This window comes from Methylobacter sp. (genome assembly GCF_036845245.1).
Taxonomy (GTDB): domain Bacteria; phylum Pseudomonadota; class Gammaproteobacteria; order Methylococcales; family Methylomonadaceae; genus Methylobacter_A.
This window is the reverse complement of sequence record NZ_DAIUEH010000025.1, coordinates 1-17,346: the sequence shown is the minus strand read 5'-3', so window position 1 is coordinate 17,346 and position 17,346 is coordinate 1. Positions and strand designations below refer to the sequence as shown.

21 protein-coding genes are annotated in these 17,346 nt (G+C 45.2%); 15 read left to right on the top strand and 6 right to left on the bottom strand.

Annotation, left to right across the window (positions count from 1 at the left end):
• The first annotated feature begins 5 nt into the window (after positions 1-5).
• The 6 genes from V7051_RS12325 to fae all read left to right on the top strand — a co-directional run bounded on the left by V7051_RS12325 (position 6) and on the right by fae (position 4,881).
• Positions 6-1,148, top strand: coding sequence for an ATP-grasp domain-containing protein (locus tag V7051_RS12325; RefSeq protein ID WP_333875327.1), 1,143 nt, complete (start codon positions 6-8; stop codon positions 1,146-1,148).
• Positions 1,149-1,153: 5 nt separating this feature from the next.
• Entirely contained in the window at positions 1,154-2,137 is a 984-nt protein-coding gene (gene mch, locus V7051_RS12320; protein ID WP_333875329.1) for a methenyltetrahydromethanopterin cyclohydrolase, read from the top strand.
• A gap of 11 nt (positions 2,138-2,148) precedes the next feature.
• The gene (locus V7051_RS12315; RefSeq protein ID WP_333875331.1) at positions 2,149-2,499 is read left to right on the top strand and encodes a DUF3147 family protein; all 351 of its coding nucleotides are present in this window, start codon (positions 2,149-2,151) and stop codon (positions 2,497-2,499) included.
• On the top strand, positions 2,496-3,401 hold the full coding sequence (locus V7051_RS12310; protein WP_333875333.1) for an ATP-grasp domain-containing protein: 906 nt from the start codon (positions 2,496-2,498) through the stop codon (positions 3,399-3,401). The genes V7051_RS12315 and V7051_RS12310 overlap by 4 nt, the downstream gene beginning before the upstream one ends.
• Positions 3,401-4,249, top strand: coding sequence for a triphosphoribosyl-dephospho-CoA synthase (locus V7051_RS12305; RefSeq protein ID WP_333875363.1), 849 nt, complete (start codon positions 3,401-3,403; stop codon positions 4,247-4,249). The genes V7051_RS12310 and V7051_RS12305 overlap by 1 nt, the downstream gene beginning before the upstream one ends.
• A 122-nt stretch (positions 4,250-4,371) precedes the next feature.
• Positions 4,372-4,881 (top strand): formaldehyde-activating enzyme, encoded by a 510-nt coding sequence (gene fae, locus V7051_RS12300; protein WP_027150261.1) that lies wholly within the window; start codon positions 4,372-4,374, stop codon positions 4,879-4,881.
• A gap of 60 nt (positions 4,882-4,941) precedes the next feature.
• On the opposite strand, the gene V7051_RS12295 is transcribed toward fae, so the two are convergent.
• Positions 4,942-5,628 (bottom strand): HisA/HisF-related TIM barrel protein, encoded by a 687-nt coding sequence (locus tag V7051_RS12295; protein ID WP_333875335.1) that lies wholly within the window; start codon positions 5,626-5,628, stop codon positions 4,942-4,944.
• 61 nt (positions 5,629-5,689) lie between these two features.
• Here V7051_RS12295 and V7051_RS12290 point away from each other — a divergent pair, with 61 nt between their 5' ends.
• The 4 genes from V7051_RS12290 (at position 5,690) to V7051_RS12275 (ending at position 9,633) form a co-directional block, all read left to right on the top strand.
• Positions 5,690-6,667: an ATP-grasp domain-containing protein gene (locus tag V7051_RS12290; protein WP_333875337.1), complete on the top strand. Its 978-nt coding sequence runs from the start codon at positions 5,690-5,692 to the stop codon at positions 6,665-6,667.
• Positions 6,657-7,709, top strand: a complete 1,053-nt coding sequence (locus tag V7051_RS12285) for a hydantoinase/oxoprolinase family protein (RefSeq protein ID WP_333875339.1) — start codon at positions 6,657-6,659, stop codon at positions 7,707-7,709. The genes V7051_RS12290 and V7051_RS12285 overlap by 11 nt, the downstream gene beginning before the upstream one ends.
• Positions 7,710-7,804: 95 nt before the next feature.
• Positions 7,805-8,359 carry a MarR family winged helix-turn-helix transcriptional regulator gene (locus V7051_RS12280; RefSeq protein WP_333875368.1) on the top strand — a complete coding sequence of 185 codons (555 nt, stop codon included), beginning with the start codon at positions 7,805-7,807 and terminating at the stop codon, positions 8,357-8,359.
• A gap of 170 nt (positions 8,360-8,529) precedes the next feature.
• Positions 8,530-9,633: a sensor domain-containing diguanylate cyclase gene (locus V7051_RS12275; protein ID WP_333875341.1), complete on the top strand. Its 1,104-nt coding sequence runs from the start codon at positions 8,530-8,532 to the stop codon at positions 9,631-9,633.
• 201 nt (positions 9,634-9,834) lie between these two features.
• Here the strand turns inward: V7051_RS12275 and pntB are convergent, their stop codons facing one another.
• Together pntB and V7051_RS12265 are read right to left on the bottom strand one after the other, a co-directional pair.
• Positions 9,835-11,226 (bottom strand): Re/Si-specific NAD(P)(+) transhydrogenase subunit beta, encoded by a 1,392-nt coding sequence (gene pntB, locus V7051_RS12270; protein WP_333875370.1) that lies wholly within the window; start codon positions 11,224-11,226, stop codon positions 9,835-9,837.
• 12 nt (positions 11,227-11,238) lie between these two features.
• Complete coding sequence (locus V7051_RS12265) at positions 11,239-12,801, bottom strand: Re/Si-specific NAD(P)(+) transhydrogenase subunit alpha (protein ID WP_333875342.1); 1,563 nt, start codon at positions 12,799-12,801, stop codon at positions 11,239-11,241.
• A gap of 394 nt (positions 12,802-13,195) precedes the next feature.
• On the opposite strand from V7051_RS12265, the gene V7051_RS12260 reads away from it, so the two are divergent.
• The 5 genes from V7051_RS12260 (at position 13,196) to V7051_RS12240 (ending at position 14,911) form a co-directional block, all read left to right on the top strand.
• The gene (locus tag V7051_RS12260) at positions 13,196-13,372 is read left to right on the top strand and encodes a CsbD family protein (RefSeq protein WP_333875344.1); all 177 of its coding nucleotides are present in this window, start codon (positions 13,196-13,198) and stop codon (positions 13,370-13,372) included.
• 92 nt (positions 13,373-13,464) lie between these two features.
• On the top strand, positions 13,465-13,743 hold the full coding sequence (locus V7051_RS12255; RefSeq protein WP_333875346.1) for a CsbD family protein: 279 nt from the start codon (positions 13,465-13,467) through the stop codon (positions 13,741-13,743).
• Positions 13,744-13,800: 57 nt separating this feature from the next.
• Positions 13,801-13,941, top strand: coding sequence for a hypothetical protein (locus V7051_RS12250; protein WP_333875348.1), 141 nt, complete (start codon positions 13,801-13,803; stop codon positions 13,939-13,941).
• 29 nt (positions 13,942-13,970) lie between these two features.
• Positions 13,971-14,378, top strand: coding sequence for a BON domain-containing protein (locus V7051_RS12245; protein WP_333875351.1), 408 nt, complete (start codon positions 13,971-13,973; stop codon positions 14,376-14,378).
• 17 nt (positions 14,379-14,395) lie between these two features.
• Positions 14,396-14,911: a hypothetical protein gene (locus V7051_RS12240; protein ID WP_333875352.1), complete on the top strand. Its 516-nt coding sequence runs from the start codon at positions 14,396-14,398 to the stop codon at positions 14,909-14,911.
• 201 nt (positions 14,912-15,112) lie between these two features.
• Here the strand turns inward: V7051_RS12240 and V7051_RS12235 are convergent, their stop codons facing one another.
• From V7051_RS12235 to V7051_RS12225, 3 genes are all read right to left on the bottom strand, one after another.
• Positions 15,113-15,586 carry a hypothetical protein gene (locus V7051_RS12235; protein ID WP_333875354.1) on the bottom strand — a complete coding sequence of 158 codons (474 nt, stop codon included), beginning with the start codon at positions 15,584-15,586 and terminating at the stop codon, positions 15,113-15,115.
• Between the two features lie 16 nt (positions 15,587-15,602).
• On the bottom strand, positions 15,603-16,358 hold the full coding sequence (locus tag V7051_RS12230) for a tetratricopeptide repeat protein (protein ID WP_333875356.1): 756 nt from the start codon (positions 16,356-16,358) through the stop codon (positions 15,603-15,605).
• A 107-nt stretch (positions 16,359-16,465) separates the two neighbouring features.
• Positions 16,466-17,212, bottom strand: a complete 747-nt coding sequence (locus V7051_RS12225; protein ID WP_333875358.1) for a COG4705 family protein — start codon at positions 17,210-17,212, stop codon at positions 16,466-16,468.
• Positions 17,213-17,346 lie beyond the last annotated feature (134 nt).

Here is a 17,346-nt window from a genome sequence, read left to right as displayed (position 1 = left end):
ATAAGATGGGGGAAGCGACAGCGAAACCTATCGATGCCGACAGCATAGAAACAGTGTTGATAGTCGCGGGTTCAGGTCGAATGTTGGCGCAGGCAGCAAGAAAGGCGGGCTTAAAGCCGCTGGTTATTGACCTGTTTGCTGATCTGGACACCCAAAGCTACGCGGAAGATTTCCGTCAGGTAAAATCATTAGCTGAACAAGACTTGGCACCTGCCGTCGATTATTTTATCGATCGTTATGCAGTTGCCCATGTTATTTACGGCAGTGGCTTTGAAGGTTGCCTTGAAAGCTTGTATTACCTGAATAGCAGGTTGATTATACTGGGTAATCATCCTGATGTTTTTACAAGGCAATTTGATAAGCAGGCATTTTTTTCGGTTCTGGATCAGTTAAATATTCCATACCCCGATGTTGTTTTTAGTGCGCCTGATTGTGCCGAAAATTGGCTGGTTAAGCCCATGCAAGGGCAGGGCGGTATCGGGATAAAACGTTATTATGCCAATGCTGCCGATAGTTCGGTTTACTGGCAAAAATTTCAAACCGGTACGGCGCATTCGGTGCTGTTTCTGGCCGACGGTCAGCAGGTGGAAATCATCGGCTTTAACACCCAGTGGCCTGTTCGTTTAAGCGAGACTCAGGAATTTGTTTTTTCAGGCCTGGTCAATAACGCTGATCTGCAGGATAAACACAAGACCGAGATAATGGGCTGGCTAAAACAAATGGTTCCGGTGTTTCAGTTAAAAGGCTTGAATTCTCTGGACTTTGTTCATGCGAAAGATTGCAGCTATGTTCTGGAAATCAACCCGCGTCTTTCTGCCAGTATGCAGTTATATGATGATCAGGATTTACTGGTCAGGCATATTCAAGCCAGTGTAGGGACGACTTTATTCGCCCAGCGATTAGACTCTGGTTGGCTAAAAGCGCCTCTACAGACCGGCTATCAAGTCATTTATGCCGAGCATGAATTAATTATCCCAGACTATTTTGAATGGCCGGGATGGTGCATGGATTTGCCCAAACCCGGCAATATGTGTCGCGCAGGGCAGCCATTGTGCAGTATTATTGCGCACCAAAATAACTTACAGTCTGTAGTGGAACAGCTACTGACCAAGCAACAATTTATCATTAATAAACTAGAAAGGTTTTGATCAACATGGAATATACAGCCAGCGTTAATAAATTAACCCAGCCCTTGGTGCAGCATTTACTTGAGAATGCCGATAAATTACGTTTAGGCGTGGAAAAGTTAGCCAATGGCTGCACTATTATCGATGCGGGCATTAAAGTACCGGGCGGAATCGAGGCGGGGCGTATTATTGCTGAAATCTGTCTTGGCGGCATGGGCACTGTGACTATCAATCACAGCTCTTATACCGATAACTGGCCGTTGTCGGTAAATGTGCATACCGGTAATCCGGTTCTGGGGTGTTTGGGCAGTCAATATGCAGGCTGGAGCTTGTCCCATGAAAAATATTATGCATTAGGTTCAGGCCCTGCGCGCGCTATGGCTACCAAGCTGAAAGACGGTAAGCAGGAACCGGTTGAAGAGTTATACAAGGAATTGGATTATCAGGATAGCCATGATTCCACTGTCTTGGTGATTGAAAATGATGCAGTGCCGCCGCTTGAAATTGTTGAAAAAGTCGCCGCCGCTTGTAAAGTCGATCCATCCAAACTGACCATCATTGTTACCCCAACCAGCAGTTTGGCTGGCGGCGTACAGGTTGTTGCACGAGTGTTGGAAGTGGCGATGCATAAGGCTCATGCCTTGCATTTTCCATTGGAAAATATTATCGACGGTAGCGGCAGCGCGCCTATCTGTCCTCCGCATCCGAATTTCGTCAAAGCGATGGGGCGTACTAATGATGCAATTTTGTTTGCCGGTCAGGTGCATATTTTTGTCAAAGGCAGTGACGAAGACGCTGAAAAACTGGCTAAAGAACTACCCAGTTCAACCTCTAAAGATTACGGCAAACCGTTTGCGGATATCTTTAAACAGTATGAATACGACTTCTTTAAAATCGATGCAATGTTATTTAGTCCAGCTAGCGTTATTGTGACTGCGGTGGAATCAGGCAAAAGTTTTCGCGCAGGCAAGCTGGATAATGCTTTGTTGGATCAGTCGTTTGGGGCATAAAACGCACTGTAATGCTTTATTACATTCTGAAGTTTTCTATTTCCGCACTCATCGTCGTACTTATTTCGGAAATTGCCAAACGTCATAGCGGCTTTGCAGCACTGATCGCTTCATTGCCGCTTACTTCGTTGATGGCAATAATCTGGATGCACTTTGATGGTGCTGAATCCTTCGAAATTGCAGCGCTTTCCAGTCAGGTTTTTTGGTTGGTGCTACCGTCATTAATGTTTTTTTTAATGTTGTCATTGCTACTTAAACACGGTTTGGTCTTTTGGTTGAGTCTCGGAATGGCGGTAATTGCCACCATTGTTTGCTATCTTGCGTTATTGCCCCTACTTCGGCGGATGGGAGTGCTGATATGAAAGGGCGTATAGCCATTTTTACCGATGATCCGGGCTGGCATGGCAAACAATTAAGCTTGGCCTTTGCCAGTCACGGTTATACCTGTGACTATGTTTCGCTGACAGAATGCCGGTTTGTAATCGAACCCGGCCGACAGCCGATTTTTATTCCGGGCTTTGAGCATGAGCTTCCCGATGCGGTTTTTGTGCGCGGCGTTCCCGGCGGTTCGCTTGAGGAAGTCGTGTTATATCTGGATTTCTTGCATGCGCTAAAGGCTATGGGAATTCCCGTCTACAATGACGGACATGCGGTAGAGCGCAGCGTCGATAAGGCCATGACTAGTTTCTTACTGCACAATGCGGGACTACCGACGCCGATGACCTGGGTGTTACGTGATCGTGAGCATGCATTAAGGATTGCGGGAACTGAATTAAAGCAGGGGAATTTTCTGATTAGCAAACCCTTGTTCGGTTCTCAGGGTGAAGGCATACGCCGCATCGAAAAGTCGACCGACTTGTTCTGGTTGACCAGCAGTCACGGCGTTTATTATCTGCAACGCTTTGTGCATTGCGAAGGTGCCGGTTTTTCCGATCATCGTATTTTTGTGATTAATGGTAAAGCGGTTGCTGCAATGCGCAGACGCGGAAAATTTTGGTTAAATAATGTTGCTCGAGGAGCAGCCTGTGAGCTGATCGATTTGGAACCCGAAATGGTTAATTTGGCCGTTAAAGCGACGACAGCACTAGCGATGGATTATGCCGGAGTCGATATTATTCGGGATAGGGAAGGGCGTTGCACAGTCATTGAAGTTAACAGCATACCGGCATGGAAAGGATTGGAAAGCGTTTGCGATGTCAATATTGCCGAGCTGATGGCGGACGATTTAATAACGCGCAAAATGAACAAACGTGTAGCGGCGTGATGATTTCGCAGGAACAACTCAGCGAGCTTTATCGGCAAGCCTGCGAGGTTGACGTGCAGGCATTTAAGCCCGGCAATGTCAGTGTTTATGCGGATGGTCACGATATGACCGTGGCTGACTTTAGACTTAGCGCGAAAGTCAGTGCGGAACCTCTTTGCAATCCGGATTATTCCTTGGGCGAAAAGATCTATTATGCGGTCAAGGCCACACGCGAGGCTGTAGGTTGCAATACCAATTTAGGTATTATTTTGCTTTGTGCGCCACTGGTCCAGGCAATCAGTCATAAACATCCTGGATTAACGTTAAGGCAGGCTGTCAGCAAGGTTATTTCCGATACCACAATAGGAGATGCAGATTGGGTTTTCAAGGCTATAACATTAGCATCGCCGGGTGGATTGGGTGAGTCTGAGCAGCAGGATGTTAATGCTCAAGCATCAGTTACACTGGCTGAGGCAATGAAAATAGCCAGCGAGAGGGATCGTATCGCGCTCCAATACACAACTGATTATCAAGATATTTTTAATTTCCTACTTTTAAGGTATAATATTGGACTTGATCGATGGGGTGATAGGAATTGGGCGGCAGTCGCGATATATGCTGATATGCTGAGCCAGTTTCCCGATAGTCATATCGAAAGGAAATACGGAGATCAGTACTCTGAGATGGTAGCAAGCAAAATGGCTCGGCTCAGTGGGGAGCTGTTAAAAACTGATAATCCTGAGCAGATAAAGCCGTTGCTTTTTTGCCTGGATCAGGAGCTTAAACTTTATAGTATAAATCCGGGTACTACAGCCGACATGATTGTGGCGACAGTATTTACGGCATTTTTAGAGGATCTTAATCAGTAACAATACTGTACTGTTACTAATAGGGCTTCAAATGGAATTTGTTAAAAACAAATAAGGGGACATTAATAATGTCGATAGTAGATTCAATTTTTTCATTTTTTTCTTCACAGGGGATAACAAGCATGGCTAAAATTAATAAATTATGCGTTGGCGAATCGTTAGTTGGTGAAGGCAACGAAGTTGCTCATATCGATTTGATGGTTGGACCACGTGGTTCAGCTGCTGAAACTGCATTCGCAAACTGCTTAACAAACAACAAAGACGGCTTTTCAAGCTTATTGGCTGTTGTTGCACCTAACCTGATGGTTAAACCATCAACTGTTATGTTCAACAAAGTAACAATCAAAGGCGCAAAACAAGCTGTTCAAATGTTTGGCCCAGCACAACGCGGTGTTGCTATGGCTGTTGCTGATTGTGTAGAAGACGGCACAATCCCTGCTGCTGAAGCTGATGATTTATTCGTGTCAGTTGGTGTATTCATTCACTGGGCTGCAGAAGACGATGCTAAAATCCAACAATACAACTACGAAGCTACTAAAGAAGCTCTGAAACGTGCTGTTGCCGGTACTCCTACAGCTGCTGAAGTTGTTGCTGCTAAAGGTACTGCTGTACATCCATTCGCTGCTAACTAAGTTTTAATTTAGTTACTAAGAATGCTAAAAATACCCCGGTTTAACGGGGTATTTTTTTGCCTAAAATTCTGCAATATCTTCAGTTTTAATGGCGCCGGAATGCAGCGCACTGGCAACAAGCGCTTGATGAATGCCTGCGTTACTTAAAAGTACACAGTCTTGTTTATTTCTTATACCGCCTGCGGCGATAAAATTTTTGTCCGGATATTGCCTGCAAAACTCAGTTAACTTGTTCAGGTCGGGGCCATGATTGCTGCCTACGCGCTCCAATGTCATGATGATGATGTTTTTCGGCCAAAAAGTTGAGTCGGAATAAAGACTTTCCGCACCCAAAGCACCCGAATTTGAATAATCCAGCGAAAGAATAAAATTGTTTTTAAAAGCTTTAATCTCCGAGATCGTTTCATTCCGATAAGACTCGCTGCCCAAAACAGGCAGGGTGTTTCCTGGAAGATGTACATCCTCATCGTATTTTTGATAACCCTTGTCTATCCAGAATATTATTTTCGGAAAACGAGCCAGCACCTCAGCTATTAAAGGATTATGATCACCTTGACCGGTAATCGCATTAAGGTCTGCAATATAAAAGATATTAAACTCATAAACACTCCGGAACGCCTCAATCACCTGAAAAATATCAGATGACTTGCACAACTCAGTATTAATGGGCTGATAATGCTCGCGATTGCCTTGCCGGGCATGAACGACGACACCGTTTTTTAAATCTATTACCGGGATTATTTTCATGAAGCAAAATTTGCTGGTGATATAATATAACGTTGTATTTTATAGTTATTTATTGGATATTGTGAAAATTCTGGTGTTCGAGTATATCACTGGCGGCGGCTTTAATAAGCAGGAGTTGCCGGACTCCCTGACGGGTGAAGGGAGTTTGATGCTTAATGCGTTGCTTGATAATTTGATTCGATTAAACAGCTTCGAAGTAACCATCATGCTCGACTGGCGGTTAGCAAATTCAATCGAGGTAAACAGTGTTATTATCAGGCCGGAACATGATGTTACAGAAGAGTTTGTCCGACTGGTTAAGCAATCCGATCTGGTATGGCCGATTGCGCCGGAATTTGATGGTATCTTACAAAACCTGTGTCAAACGGTTGAATCATTGGGTAAAGTATTACTGACATCGCCCGCAACTGCCGTTGCCATAGCCGGCAACAAATTCAAGACTTATGAATTGCTCAATCGACATCATATAACCTCCGTTCCTACGCGTATGTTTGATGATGCTTATTCCCCCGGTGAATGGATGATTAAACCGATAGATGGCGTAGGCTGTTCAGACAGTCGTGTCATCACTAACCGGCTGGATTTTGAGCAAATGGTTACATCAGAGGGGCAATACGTCATACAGCCGCATCTTCAAGGCGTTAAAACCAGTTTGTCGTGTTTATTCAAGCAAGGCCGGGGTTGGTTAGTTTGTGCCAACTTACAGCGCTTCGAATTCACCGATCAGCAATATCACTTGACAGGCATCGTAGTGAATCACTATCGCGACTTAAGTGCGTACCAGCAATTGATTGATGAAATTGCCGCAGCTTTGCCTGAGTTATGGGGTTATGCAGGTATCGACTTGATAGAAAACGATCGTACATGGGTACTTGAAATAAATCCCCGCCTGACCACTTCATTTGTAGGCATATACGATGCTTTAGGTATTAATATTGCCGAGGCTGTTTTACAGTTAATGCATGGCGAGCCGATAATCAATCCGGCTTATAACAGGCCCGTTACCGTTCAAGCAAAACAGGAAACTCATGCAAGCTAATATCATAGGTTGGGATATAGGCGGTGCCCATGTCAAAGCGGCGGTAATCAATAACGCCGGTCAGATTATCGCCGTTTATCAGCAACCGTGCCCATTATGGAAAGGGATCGAGCAACTGCAAGGCGCTGTAAATGCAATTATGCAGCAATTGGCTGACTCGAATTATTGTCATGCGATGACCATGACGGGGGAGTTGGTTGACTTGTTCGATAATCGGGACGATGGCGTTAAACAAATCATTCGCACCATGACCGATTTATTGCCGGGATCAAGTATGCTGGTTTTTGCCGGTCAACAAGGTTTAGTGGAATCCTCACAAATTGAAGTCCGGAATTATACCTCGATCGCCTCAGCCAATTGGCTGGCCAGCGCCTCATTTGCCGCGCAAAAGTTAGGCAACGGGCTTTTTGTCGATTGCGGCAGTACTACCACGGATATACTCCTGCTCAAGTGCGGGCAAGTGCGGGCGGAAGGTTACACCGATTATCAGCGTTTAATATCTCAAGAGTTGATTTATACCGGTATCGTCAGAACCGCGGTGATGGCCGTTACTCAAACAGCAGATGATCAAGGCAAAAAAATCGGTCTGATGGCCGAGTATTTTGCGACCATGGCCGATGTTTATCGCGTCACCGGAGAACTCAATGATGCGCATGACCAAACCGACACAGCGGATGGCGCCGAAAAAACCGTTCCAGCCAGCGCCAGACGGTTATCACGAATGATAGGCTGTGATTTTTATGCTGATGAACTGCCACGTTGGCAGCAATTTGCCGAAAACATTCGTGCTCGGCAAATACAGCAAATACAACGCGGCTGCGAAATTCGGTTATCCCAACATGAGCTTTCACAAAACAGTCCATTAATCGGTGCCGGAGTAGGACGGTTTCTGGTTAAACAGATTGCATTGAACTTAGATCGGCCCTATCTTGATTTTTCCGATTTATTTCCGGCAACTTTAAATCAATCAGATATGACTATAGCGGACTGCGCTCCTGCGGCTGCTATAGCGTATTTAGCCGACAAGCAGTACAACAAATAAAAATTTGCTTATGCAATAACAGTATCGATTCGATACACGGTTAGTTGTGATAGAATATTATTTTTTGTCAACATTAATAAATGTTTACAGGTTCTATGGAAAAAATTGATGTATTTGATCTGATTGAGCGGATGTCAGCACTGATCCGTTCTGAAGAACGTAAAAAGTGTACAGAATTAGGCTTGCAACCGGTTCATTTGCAGGTAATGGATTATTTGTCCCGCTGCAACCGCTATAGCGACACCCCGGCAGCGCTGACCAATTATTTGGGCATGACCCGCGGCACGGTTTCCCAAACCGTGCTTTTATTGGAAAAAAAAGGCTACATAAAAAAAACAGCGGATGTCAATGACCGGCGCATGGTGCATCTAAGCCTTGTGTCCGAAGGCGATGCTATTTTGAATAAAGCCCGTCCTGTAGATTTATACAGCCAAGCTTCGGCTATTTTTAATAAAAACGAAAGCCAGGAAAATGTTTTCGTTAATGCGCTGACCGCTCTGCAAAAAGCCAATAAATCCCAATCATTCGGGCTTTGTAAAACATGTAAATATTTCACCAGAACTTCGGATGGCTTTGTTTGCGGCTTAACCAAAGAACGACTTAGCCAAACCGATAGTGAAAAAATATGCCAGGAGCACGCTGTTTGTTGATGATTGTTTGATCGAATAAATATATTTTTACCGGTCAACACCAAACAGGCGAAAATCTTCAATGAACAAATAAGAAATTACAATTTGTGCAATAAAACAGACGATTGATTCAGTTTTTTTTCAAGGAACTGCTAGGCTTACGTGACTGTCTTAATTATTCAGAGAATAACTTGGAAGAAGATTTAACCAGCGGTTTAGTCGTGCTGCAAAGCCATTTAGAAACTATGCTTGATCGCGTTCAGCAAAACAGCGCCACGTTGCGGAAGTTCCAGGCATTTGAAATAAGATTGCTCAAGCTCAATGCCTTACCGGATATCATTGATCACCTGCTGGAAGATGCTAAAAATTATTTTGATCTTGACGTGATCAGCTTATGCCTGATTGACGAAACAGGCGAAATTGCAAAAGCGCTTAGCGATAACGCTTATCCATACAACTCAAAAAGCGGGTTAATGCTGCTCAGTAAAGAGTTAAAAGCAACAGCTACTCAGTCTTATATTGGTGTTTATGACAGCGCTCAATGCGCCGACTTTTTTCCGCATATTCAAAGGCAACCGGCCAGCGTTGCCATTACGCCCTTAACTCGACGAAACAAATATCTTGGGACTTTAAATCTGGGCAGTTATCAACCTGATAGATTCGTCGATAATATGGGCACGGATTTCATTGAACACCTCAGCTCCGTAGTCAGTGTTTGCCTGGAAAATAATCTTAACGTCGAAGAGATGAGACGGGTTAGTTATATTGACGCACTCACCAGCGTTAATAACAGGCGTTTTTTGGAACAGCGTATCGGTGAAGAATTAAAGCGAAGTCAACGCAATGCAAAACCGCTCTCCTGTCAGTTCTTCGATATCGATTTTTTTAAGCTGGTCAATGACCGGCATGGTCATCAGGGCGGTGATCTGGTGCTGTCTCTGGTAGCTGCTACGATAAAACACCAATTAAGAGATGATGACGTATTTGTCCGTTATGGTGGAGAAGAGTTTGTCGCTTTATTGTCCAATACCGATGAATCCAAGGCTTTGGAAACGGCCGAACGAGTGCGCAAAGCTATCCAGACGCTGGTTATTGCAGTTAATGATATTTCAGTCTCAGTCACTATTTCTATCGGTGTGTCGACGTATGTGCCGGATAGCACATCTATTTCACTAGACGGTGAGATTGCCAGCCGTCTGATTAAAGCCGCCGACTCCGCCTTATACAGGGCCAAACATAATGGCCGGAATCGTGTGGAAAATGGCGGGATTGTTTCAGATAATCAGGCTTTATAAATTTACAAAAAGATTAAATGTTGGGGTTCGCAAGAGACTGTGAAAGTATTTTTGAAAATATGACGCATACTATTTTAGTGACTTCTAAGTCATTGTTTTATTGATCGTGGGAGGGGCTTTAGCCCCGACTTTCGGGGCTAAAGCCCCTCCCACATGAATACTTTCACAGTCTCGCAAGCTCCCCCCAACTCACAGTAAACCTTATCCTTTCAAAGCCTTCAACACCGCCTGCATCGTCGCATTCGCATCGCCAAACAGCATGCGGGTGTTTTCCAGTACAAATAACGGATTCCCTACACCGGCATAGCCTGACGCCATACTGCGCTTAAGTACGATCGTGGTTTCGCCTTTCCAGCATTCCAACACCGGCATACCGGCAATCGGGCTGTTCGGATCATCCAGCGCTGACGGATTGACAATGTCGTTAGCGCCGATCACGATGGATACGTCGACATGATCCCAGTCTTCGTTGATTTCGTCCATTTCATAAACGATGTCGTAAGGCACTTTGGCTTCGGCTAATAACACATTCATGTGGCCGGGCATTCTTCCTGCAACCGGATGGATGCCGAAACCGACTTTTTTGCCTTTGTCCCGCAACAGTTTGGTGATTTCATTAACCGTATGCTGGGCTTGTGCAACCGCCATACCGTAGCCAGGAATAATCATGATAGATTTCGCATCCAGCAATAATTGTGCGGTTTCGTCGGCGCTGATCGGTGTTACTTCGCCTTCAATGACAGCGGCTTCGCCGCCCGAACCGGTACCAAAACCACCGGCAATAACGCTGATAAAGTTGCGATTCATCGCGCGGCACATGATGTAACTCAAGATCGCGCCGCTGCTGCCGACCAATGCGCCGGTCACAATCAATAAATCGTTACTTAACATAAAGCCGGTTGCCGCAGCCGCCCATCCGGAATAGCTGTTCAGCATCGACACCACCACCGGCATATCAGCACCGCCGATAGCCATGACCATGTGTATGCCGAACACCAGCGCAATTCCGGTCATAATCAATAAAGGTATAGAGCCGCCGCCCGTTTCGGTTTGCTGTAAAAACATCCAGCCCAGAACGATCGCTGCAATCAGTAAACACAGGTTTAACCAATGACGACCAGGCAATAACATCGGTTTACCGCTAATACGTTCGCTGAGTTTACAAAAAGCAATCACCGAACCTGAAAAAGTCACAGCCCCGATAAGAATACCGATGTAGATTTCTACTTCGTGAATGGTTTTTTCTACGCCGATCAGATTGGTAGAGCTGTCCATAAAGTTGGCGTAACCTACCAATACAGCCGCCATACCGACCAAGCTGTGCATGATGGCAACCAGCTCGGGCATTTGCGTCATTTCTACTTTTAATGCAGCTCTAGCGCCGATAGCGCCGCCGATTAACAACGCAACGATTAAAATAGCGTACGAGGTAACCGATGCGCTTAACGCGGTAGCGATAATGGCAATCGCCATACCTAACATACCGTAATAATTGCCTTTGCGGGCTGTTTCCTGATTACTTAAACCACTCAGGCTGAAAATGAACAGAATGGTGGCGACGATGTAAGACATCGTGACTAAACTATGGGACATCATATTCTCCTGTTATTTTCTGAACATTTCTAACATACGACGGGTGACTAAAAAGCCACCGGCAATATTGATAGATGCAATGAGTATCGCCAATCCGGCAAGGATGCTGATATTTAAGGTTGGCGAGGAAACCTGCACCAAAGCGCCGATCACAATAATGCCGCTAATAGCATTGGTTACACTCATTAAAGGGGTATGTAGCGATGCAGAGACATTCCATATCACCTGATAACCGATGAAACACGCCAGCACAAACACAGTAAAGTGAGTCATGAACGACGCAGGGGCGACCGAACCGATGCCGAATAGCGCCAACCCGGCAATGACTAAAGGTATAAACTGTTTAACCGAATCGGGAATGAAAGATTTTTTTTGTTCTTGTACCGATACATAAGCGGGCGCTTCGGTTTGCGGGGCAGGGGCTGCGGAGAGTTTTGGCGGTGGTGGCGGCCAAGTGATTTTGCCTTCTTTAATAACTGTAGTCCCGCGTATCACTTCATCGTCCATATTGACGTTGATTGTGCCGTTCTTTTCGGGGCAAAGTTCCGTTAATAAATGCCTGAGGTTGGTCGCATAAAGCTGACTCGATTGGTTAGCCAAACGGCTGGGTAAATTGCTGTAACCGATAATGGTCACGTCGTGTTTTACCACCACCTGATCTTTCTCGGTCAACGCGCAGTTACCTCCTTGTTCGGCAGCCAGGTCGACAATAATACTGCCGGGTTTCATGGACTTAACCATGCCTTCAGTGATTAGCTTGGGTGCAGGTTTGCCGGGAATCAGCGCAGTGGTGATAATGATGTCCACTTCCATCGCCTGTCTGGCAAACAAGGCCATTTCAGCTTCTATGAATTCCTTGGACATAGTTTTTGCGTAACCACCGGTACCGGAACCTTCTTCTTGAAAGTCCAGCATCAAAAACTCGGCATCCATACTTTCAATTTGTTCTTTAACTTCGGGGCGAGTATCGAAAGCCCTAACGATAGCGCCCATGCTTTTTGCGGTACCGATCGCGGCAAGACCGGCAACGCCGGCGCCGATAACCAACACCTTAGCGGGCGGGATTTTACCGGCGGCGGTAATCTGTCCGGTAAAAAAACGGCCGAAATGCTGTGCGGCTTCAATAACGGCGCGATAACCGGCAATATTGGCCATAGAACTCAGCGCATCCAGTTTTTGCGCTCTGGACATGCGAGGCACGCTGTCCATAGCCAGCACCGTGGCTTTTTTGGCTGCGAGTTTTTGCATTAATTCTTCATTTTGCGCAGGCCAGATAAAACTGATTAAACGGCCGCCTTCGGGTAACAGGTCGATTTCGTCCACCGCAAGCACCGGATGCTGCTCGGGAGCGCGAACTTTCATGACGATGTCTGCTGATTTCCACAGCGTCTTGGCATTGTCAACGATTTCAACGCCGACTTCTTTGTAGGCTTCATCGGAAATATTAGCGTTAATTCCCGCGCCGCTTTCGAGCAGGACGGAAAAACCCAGTTTTATAATTTGTTCTGCGGCCTCAGGCGTAGTGGCCACACGTTTTTCACCTGGGTGGATCTCTTTAGGTATACCAATCTTCATACAGTCTCCAATGCGAGTAGTTTAGAGCATAGTGAGCAAAGGCTTTAACTTCAGTCAAAACCTCAGCAGGGAGGATAGGAGATTAAGCTATGTTTTTCAATAAAAAACATAATAGGGGTAAGTGAATGTGGGTTTTGAGAGGCCGGACGGGTATTCAAAAAGACGTAAAATGTATGGATACATCGAATTAGCGTTTTTACACAGCTTGAACTCTTTTCGGTTATTCGAATAAGAGTAAAGGAAAAGACTTGACTCCCGTCTTTTTCGCCTATGTTTGTTAGCGCACGGACCGTCTTCAGCTTTATCTGTATCTTTTAACAGGCGATAGGAAACATCATTCCCCGCGTTGGTCACGACTATCTGGTCATGGCTAAATAATTATCAGGAGATGCACATGAACAAAGATCAAATAAAAGGCCGGGCCGAAGAAGCCACAGGCAAAATTAAGGAAATTACCGGCAAAATACTGGACGACGATGAGCTGGAGCAGAAAGGCAATGTCCAAAAGAATGTCGGCAAGGTTAGAGCAGGCATGGGTGATCTGAAGGAAGATATTAAGAAAAACCATTAAGAGTACTGCTGAACTTTGCAATCGAGTTCATACAGACTGGACTACTGCATAGCGGCAACGAATACTCCCCCATTTTTTTACAGGAAATAAACATGAAATTCACAAATATAAAGCTCACAGGTTTAGTGGCGGCCATCGTTTTAACATTCTGCTCGTTTGGCGTTTACGCCACAGAAAGTCAAGAGACGCCGCCTTTGAATAAAGATCAAGTAGAAGGCCGAGTCGATGAAGCCAAAGGTAAAGTCAAGGAAGCAACCGGCGTGATACTGGACGACAAAAAAATGCAGGTAGAAGGCAATGTCCAAAAGAATATCGGCAAGGCTCAGGGTAATTTTGGTGATATCAAACAGGATATTAAAAAAGGCAACTAACCCAGCTCTAGGCTTTAGGAAACCAGATGTTAGAAGCGTTCAAAAACGAGAAAGTCTGTGCTAAAACAGCCGCTGTTGAACCATGGCGCGCCTGATGACGCAATTGATAGCATGTCAACTTTGAAGAAATCCAACGAAGCCATCCTGAAATTCTCGCAATACGACCATCAACTTCTGTTCGGCATGGATGCCTGTTAATAAATACTTACTATTAAAGAGGGCACACTATGTTTACACGATTATTGCCAGTTATTCTCACTTTAACGGGCGCTCTACTCATGATGACCGGTCCTGTTCGAGCTGAACAAAATACCGCATTCCATCTAGCAGCTAACTCGGAATTGGAAAATACCGAGCGTAATGCTCGCGACAAGAGCGACACTACGCTAACCCCGGAGGATCAAAAGGAAACCAAAAAAGATATCAAAATCACGGCTAAGATACGTCAGGCTGTGGTCAGAGATAAATCCCTATCAGTCGATGCGCAGAATGCAAAAATCATCACCCGTAATGGCGTGGTAACTTTACGCGGACCTGTTGCAAATGAAGCTGAAAGCCTGAAATTGCAAGAAGTCGCCAAGAAAATGCGTGGTGTCGTGCAGGTAAATAACCAACTTGAAAATAAAGCGCCTTAAGGGCATCGGAGAATATCATGACTAAAGCAGTTTTTTGTATCGCCAAAAATATCGAGCAGACAGAAGTTATTATTACTAACCTGAAGCTGGCGGGGTTTTCTAATAATGATATCTCTGTATTATTTCCCGACAAATCCACCACCCAGGATTTTGCTCATGAAAAGCACACCAAATCGCCGGAAGGGGCGGCTATCGGTGGAACTGTAGGTTTAGGCGCCGGCGCAGTAGTTGGATTGTTAGCCGGAATTGGCGCTCTGGCTATTCCAGGCGTCGGTCCATTAATCGCCGCCGGACCCATTATGGGAGCATTAAGTGGTGCGGCAGTAGGCGCAGCCACTGGAGGCTTGACCGGCGGTTTAATCGGACTGGGTATTCCTGAGTATGAAGCCAAACGCTACGAAGGAAAAATCATTGGCGGAAATGCCTTGATTTCTGTTCATACGAAAAGCAGTGAAGCGATCGATAAGGTAAAAGAAATCTTCAAGTTTGCTCACGCAGAAGATATTTCCTCAACCGAGGAAGAGGCCGTCTGATAGGTTGTCAAGGAACTCAAGTGCATCATTCTCGTATGATGCGCTTGAGGTTGATGAAGCTATTACATTATTTTAACAGAAAGCGGGCTCGCGTTTGACTACAAGCCGCGCTGTTACCTTTATGATCTAAGGCCTGCCAACTGACGCTTTTCATTGTTGATCAGGCTTTATATTTACTCGTTGAATTCATCAGTTGGAATGTTAGTAATGGTCTTGCCCCTCAATATTGCCTTTTTCATTAATAGATACTTTCCAATTAACGCCTCCGGCAACCAAATAGAGTTCGTATTCTTCTCCTGGCCCATTGGGATTCGCTATCAACTCTGCTTTTTTAAGTTCATAACCTGGAAAATTTTTTTCTAGTGCTTCTTTAACAGCGGGTGGCGCTTCATTCAAACTATCCAACGGCAGTTCATCGGTAAACAAATTACCATCAGCTTTGAATAGCTCCAGCTTGGTATCTTTGTCATCTTCTTTGAAGGTGACTTCTAACAGTTTATGACCAAAATGATTCTCATGACTGGCTTGTAAATCATGAGCCGTGGGATGTCTTTTTATAATATCGGCTTTTACTTTTTCAGGAATACTGATTTCGGCAGATTGCTCGGCACTCACTGTAAAAGTGACGGCGGATAGTAAGAGAGCGCCTAGGGTTGTTGTTATTATTTGACGCATTTTGTTTCCTCAGTAGTTAATGTAAAACAGGATGCCATAAGGCTGCGCGTTTTTGTGCGTCAGCAATTTGTTCTGGCGTTAATTCCGATTCAAGTTTATCAAGAAATCCATGCGCTTGCTCATCGCCCTGTGCCGCGGCGAGTGCAAACCAGACATACGCCTCCTGATCGTCCTTTGAAACACCTTCACCCTCAGAATAACATAAACCAATGTGGTATTGGGCTATGTCATTGCCTTGCTCTGCCGACTGCCTAAACCATTTTACGGCCTCATCCGGATTTTTAGCGGTACCCTCGCCGCGAAGGTACATAAGGCCAAGATCAACCTGAGCTATCGAATGCCCTTGCTCAGCAGCCTTGCGAAACCATTTAAATGCTTCTTCATAATGCCTGGGGACGCCATCACCAGTAGCATACATTAAACCCAGATTGAACTGTGCCGGTACATCGCCCTGTTCAGCCGCTTTTGAAAACCATTTCTTCGCTTCTTTAAGATCGGCCGGTAAGCCTTCGCCATGTGCATACATTAAGCCCAAATTGTATTGGGCAAGTGGATTGCCTTGTGCAGCAGCAGTTTGGAACCATTTTAGAGCCTGATGATAATCCTTTGCCACTTCGCTACCTAAAGCGTATTTTGCACCTAAGTCGGTTTGGGCAACAGCATCGCCGTGCTCCGCCCGTTGTGTTAAGTCAGTTATATTATCCGCCCATAGAACTGGAGAATAAACTATCCCGACACTCAATACCCATGCCAACCATTTTGATCGCATCATGCTTACCTGTTAAAAAATTAGAATAGAGGAAAAACTCAATGCTTCATCGCTAAGAAGCAGGTCAAATTTATATTTTGCATCACAATAACCCAACAGGGGTAAATTGGTTAGGCCAACGCTTCCGGTGACGTGCGCTTTTCTCTAATGATGGTATAGACGAGAAACGCTACAAGTAGAACCGCGAGTATCATTGATGATCCGACAGTGCCAAATCCCAGCCCACCTTTTTCGACAGGTTTTGTCAGTAAGTCTCCGAAAGTCGCTCCAAATGGACGCGTCAGAATAAACGCGAACCAAAACAACATAACCCGATTCAATTGTGTGAAGATTGAAGCAGCGGCGATTAATGTGATGATTCCACCAACAAGAATGGCTCCGCCAAGAAATCCTAAGCCGGAATCATCGGCTAAAAAGTCACCCAAGGCTGTACCCAGGGTATTTGAAAATAAAATGGCCACCCAATAGAACAACTCCGCTTTGGTTGTTTGAATGTTACTAACGGAGAGCGTTTTTTCACTGAAACGCCAAACTGCTAGAACGATCAATAAACAAGTGATCAAGATCAATGAGCCCTTCGCGTAACCTAAGCCAAGAGTTCGATCCATATAGTCAGACATTGTCGTGCCAGCGGTGCTGGTCGTAAGGATGACTGACCAATAAAGCACCGGATGAAACTTACAAGAAAGAAGCTGCATGACAAGCGTAATCAAGAACAGACTAAGTAAGATAATGGAGCTGATGGCGTAGCCTATGTTCATAGTCATCGACAAGAGATCACCTGCGGTTTCACCTAAAGTAGTCGCACAAATTTTCATGATCCAAAAGTAAAGTGTCACTTGTGCGACTTTATTCATGGTTTTTCGCCTCTAAAAATATTAGGACTTTCGCTATCCTCCTGAATAAGCCTTAATTCTAGGGTCACGCAGTTCAGCCCGCAAATAGTCGGAAAACAAGTCGGCCCGGACTTGATAGAGGGACTTTGTCAAGG

What these genes read in the sequence shown, in the direction of transcription:
- V7051_RS12325 (WP_333875327.1), top strand. Translation starts at nt 6, where the DNA reads ATGGGGGAAGCGACAGCGAAACCTATCGATGCCGACAGCATAGAAACA.
- mch (WP_333875329.1), top strand. Translation starts at nt 1,154, where the DNA reads ATGGAATATACAGCCAGCGTTAATAAATTAACCCAGCCCTTGGTGCAG.
- V7051_RS12315 (WP_333875331.1), top strand. Translation starts at nt 2,149, where the DNA reads ATGCTTTATTACATTCTGAAGTTTTCTATTTCCGCACTCATCGTCGTA.
- V7051_RS12310 (WP_333875333.1), top strand. Translation starts at nt 2,496, where the DNA reads ATGAAAGGGCGTATAGCCATTTTTACCGATGATCCGGGCTGGCATGGC.
- V7051_RS12305 (WP_333875363.1), top strand. Translation starts at nt 3,401, where the DNA reads ATGATTTCGCAGGAACAACTCAGCGAGCTTTATCGGCAAGCCTGCGAG.
- fae (WP_027150261.1), top strand. Translation starts at nt 4,372, where the DNA reads ATGGCTAAAATTAATAAATTATGCGTTGGCGAATCGTTAGTTGGTGAA.
- V7051_RS12295 (WP_333875335.1), bottom strand. Translation starts at nt 5,628, where the DNA reads ATGAAAATAATCCCGGTAATAGATTTAAAAAACGGTGTCGTCGTTCAT.
- V7051_RS12285 (WP_333875339.1), top strand. Translation starts at nt 6,657, where the DNA reads ATGCAAGCTAATATCATAGGTTGGGATATAGGCGGTGCCCATGTCAAA.
- V7051_RS12280 (WP_333875368.1), top strand. Translation starts at nt 7,805, where the DNA reads ATGGAAAAAATTGATGTATTTGATCTGATTGAGCGGATGTCAGCACTG.
- pntB (WP_333875370.1), bottom strand. Translation starts at nt 11,226, where the DNA reads ATGTCCCATAGTTTAGTCACGATGTCTTACATCGTCGCCACCATTCTG.
- V7051_RS12265 (WP_333875342.1), bottom strand. Translation starts at nt 12,801, where the DNA reads ATGAAGATTGGTATACCTAAAGAGATCCACCCAGGTGAAAAACGTGTG.
- V7051_RS12260 (WP_333875344.1), top strand. Translation starts at nt 13,196, where the DNA reads ATGAACAAAGATCAAATAAAAGGCCGGGCCGAAGAAGCCACAGGCAAA.
- V7051_RS12255 (WP_333875346.1), top strand. Translation starts at nt 13,465, where the DNA reads ATGAAATTCACAAATATAAAGCTCACAGGTTTAGTGGCGGCCATCGTT.
- V7051_RS12245 (WP_333875351.1), top strand. Translation starts at nt 13,971, where the DNA reads ATGTTTACACGATTATTGCCAGTTATTCTCACTTTAACGGGCGCTCTA.
- V7051_RS12240 (WP_333875352.1), top strand. Translation starts at nt 14,396, where the DNA reads ATGACTAAAGCAGTTTTTTGTATCGCCAAAAATATCGAGCAGACAGAA.
- V7051_RS12235 (WP_333875354.1), bottom strand. Translation starts at nt 15,586, where the DNA reads ATGCGTCAAATAATAACAACAACCCTAGGCGCTCTCTTACTATCCGCC.
- V7051_RS12230 (WP_333875356.1), bottom strand. Translation starts at nt 16,358, where the DNA reads ATGATGCGATCAAAATGGTTGGCATGGGTATTGAGTGTCGGGATAGTT.
- V7051_RS12225 (WP_333875358.1), bottom strand. Translation starts at nt 17,212, where the DNA reads ATGAATAAAGTCGCACAAGTGACACTTTACTTTTGGATCATGAAAATT.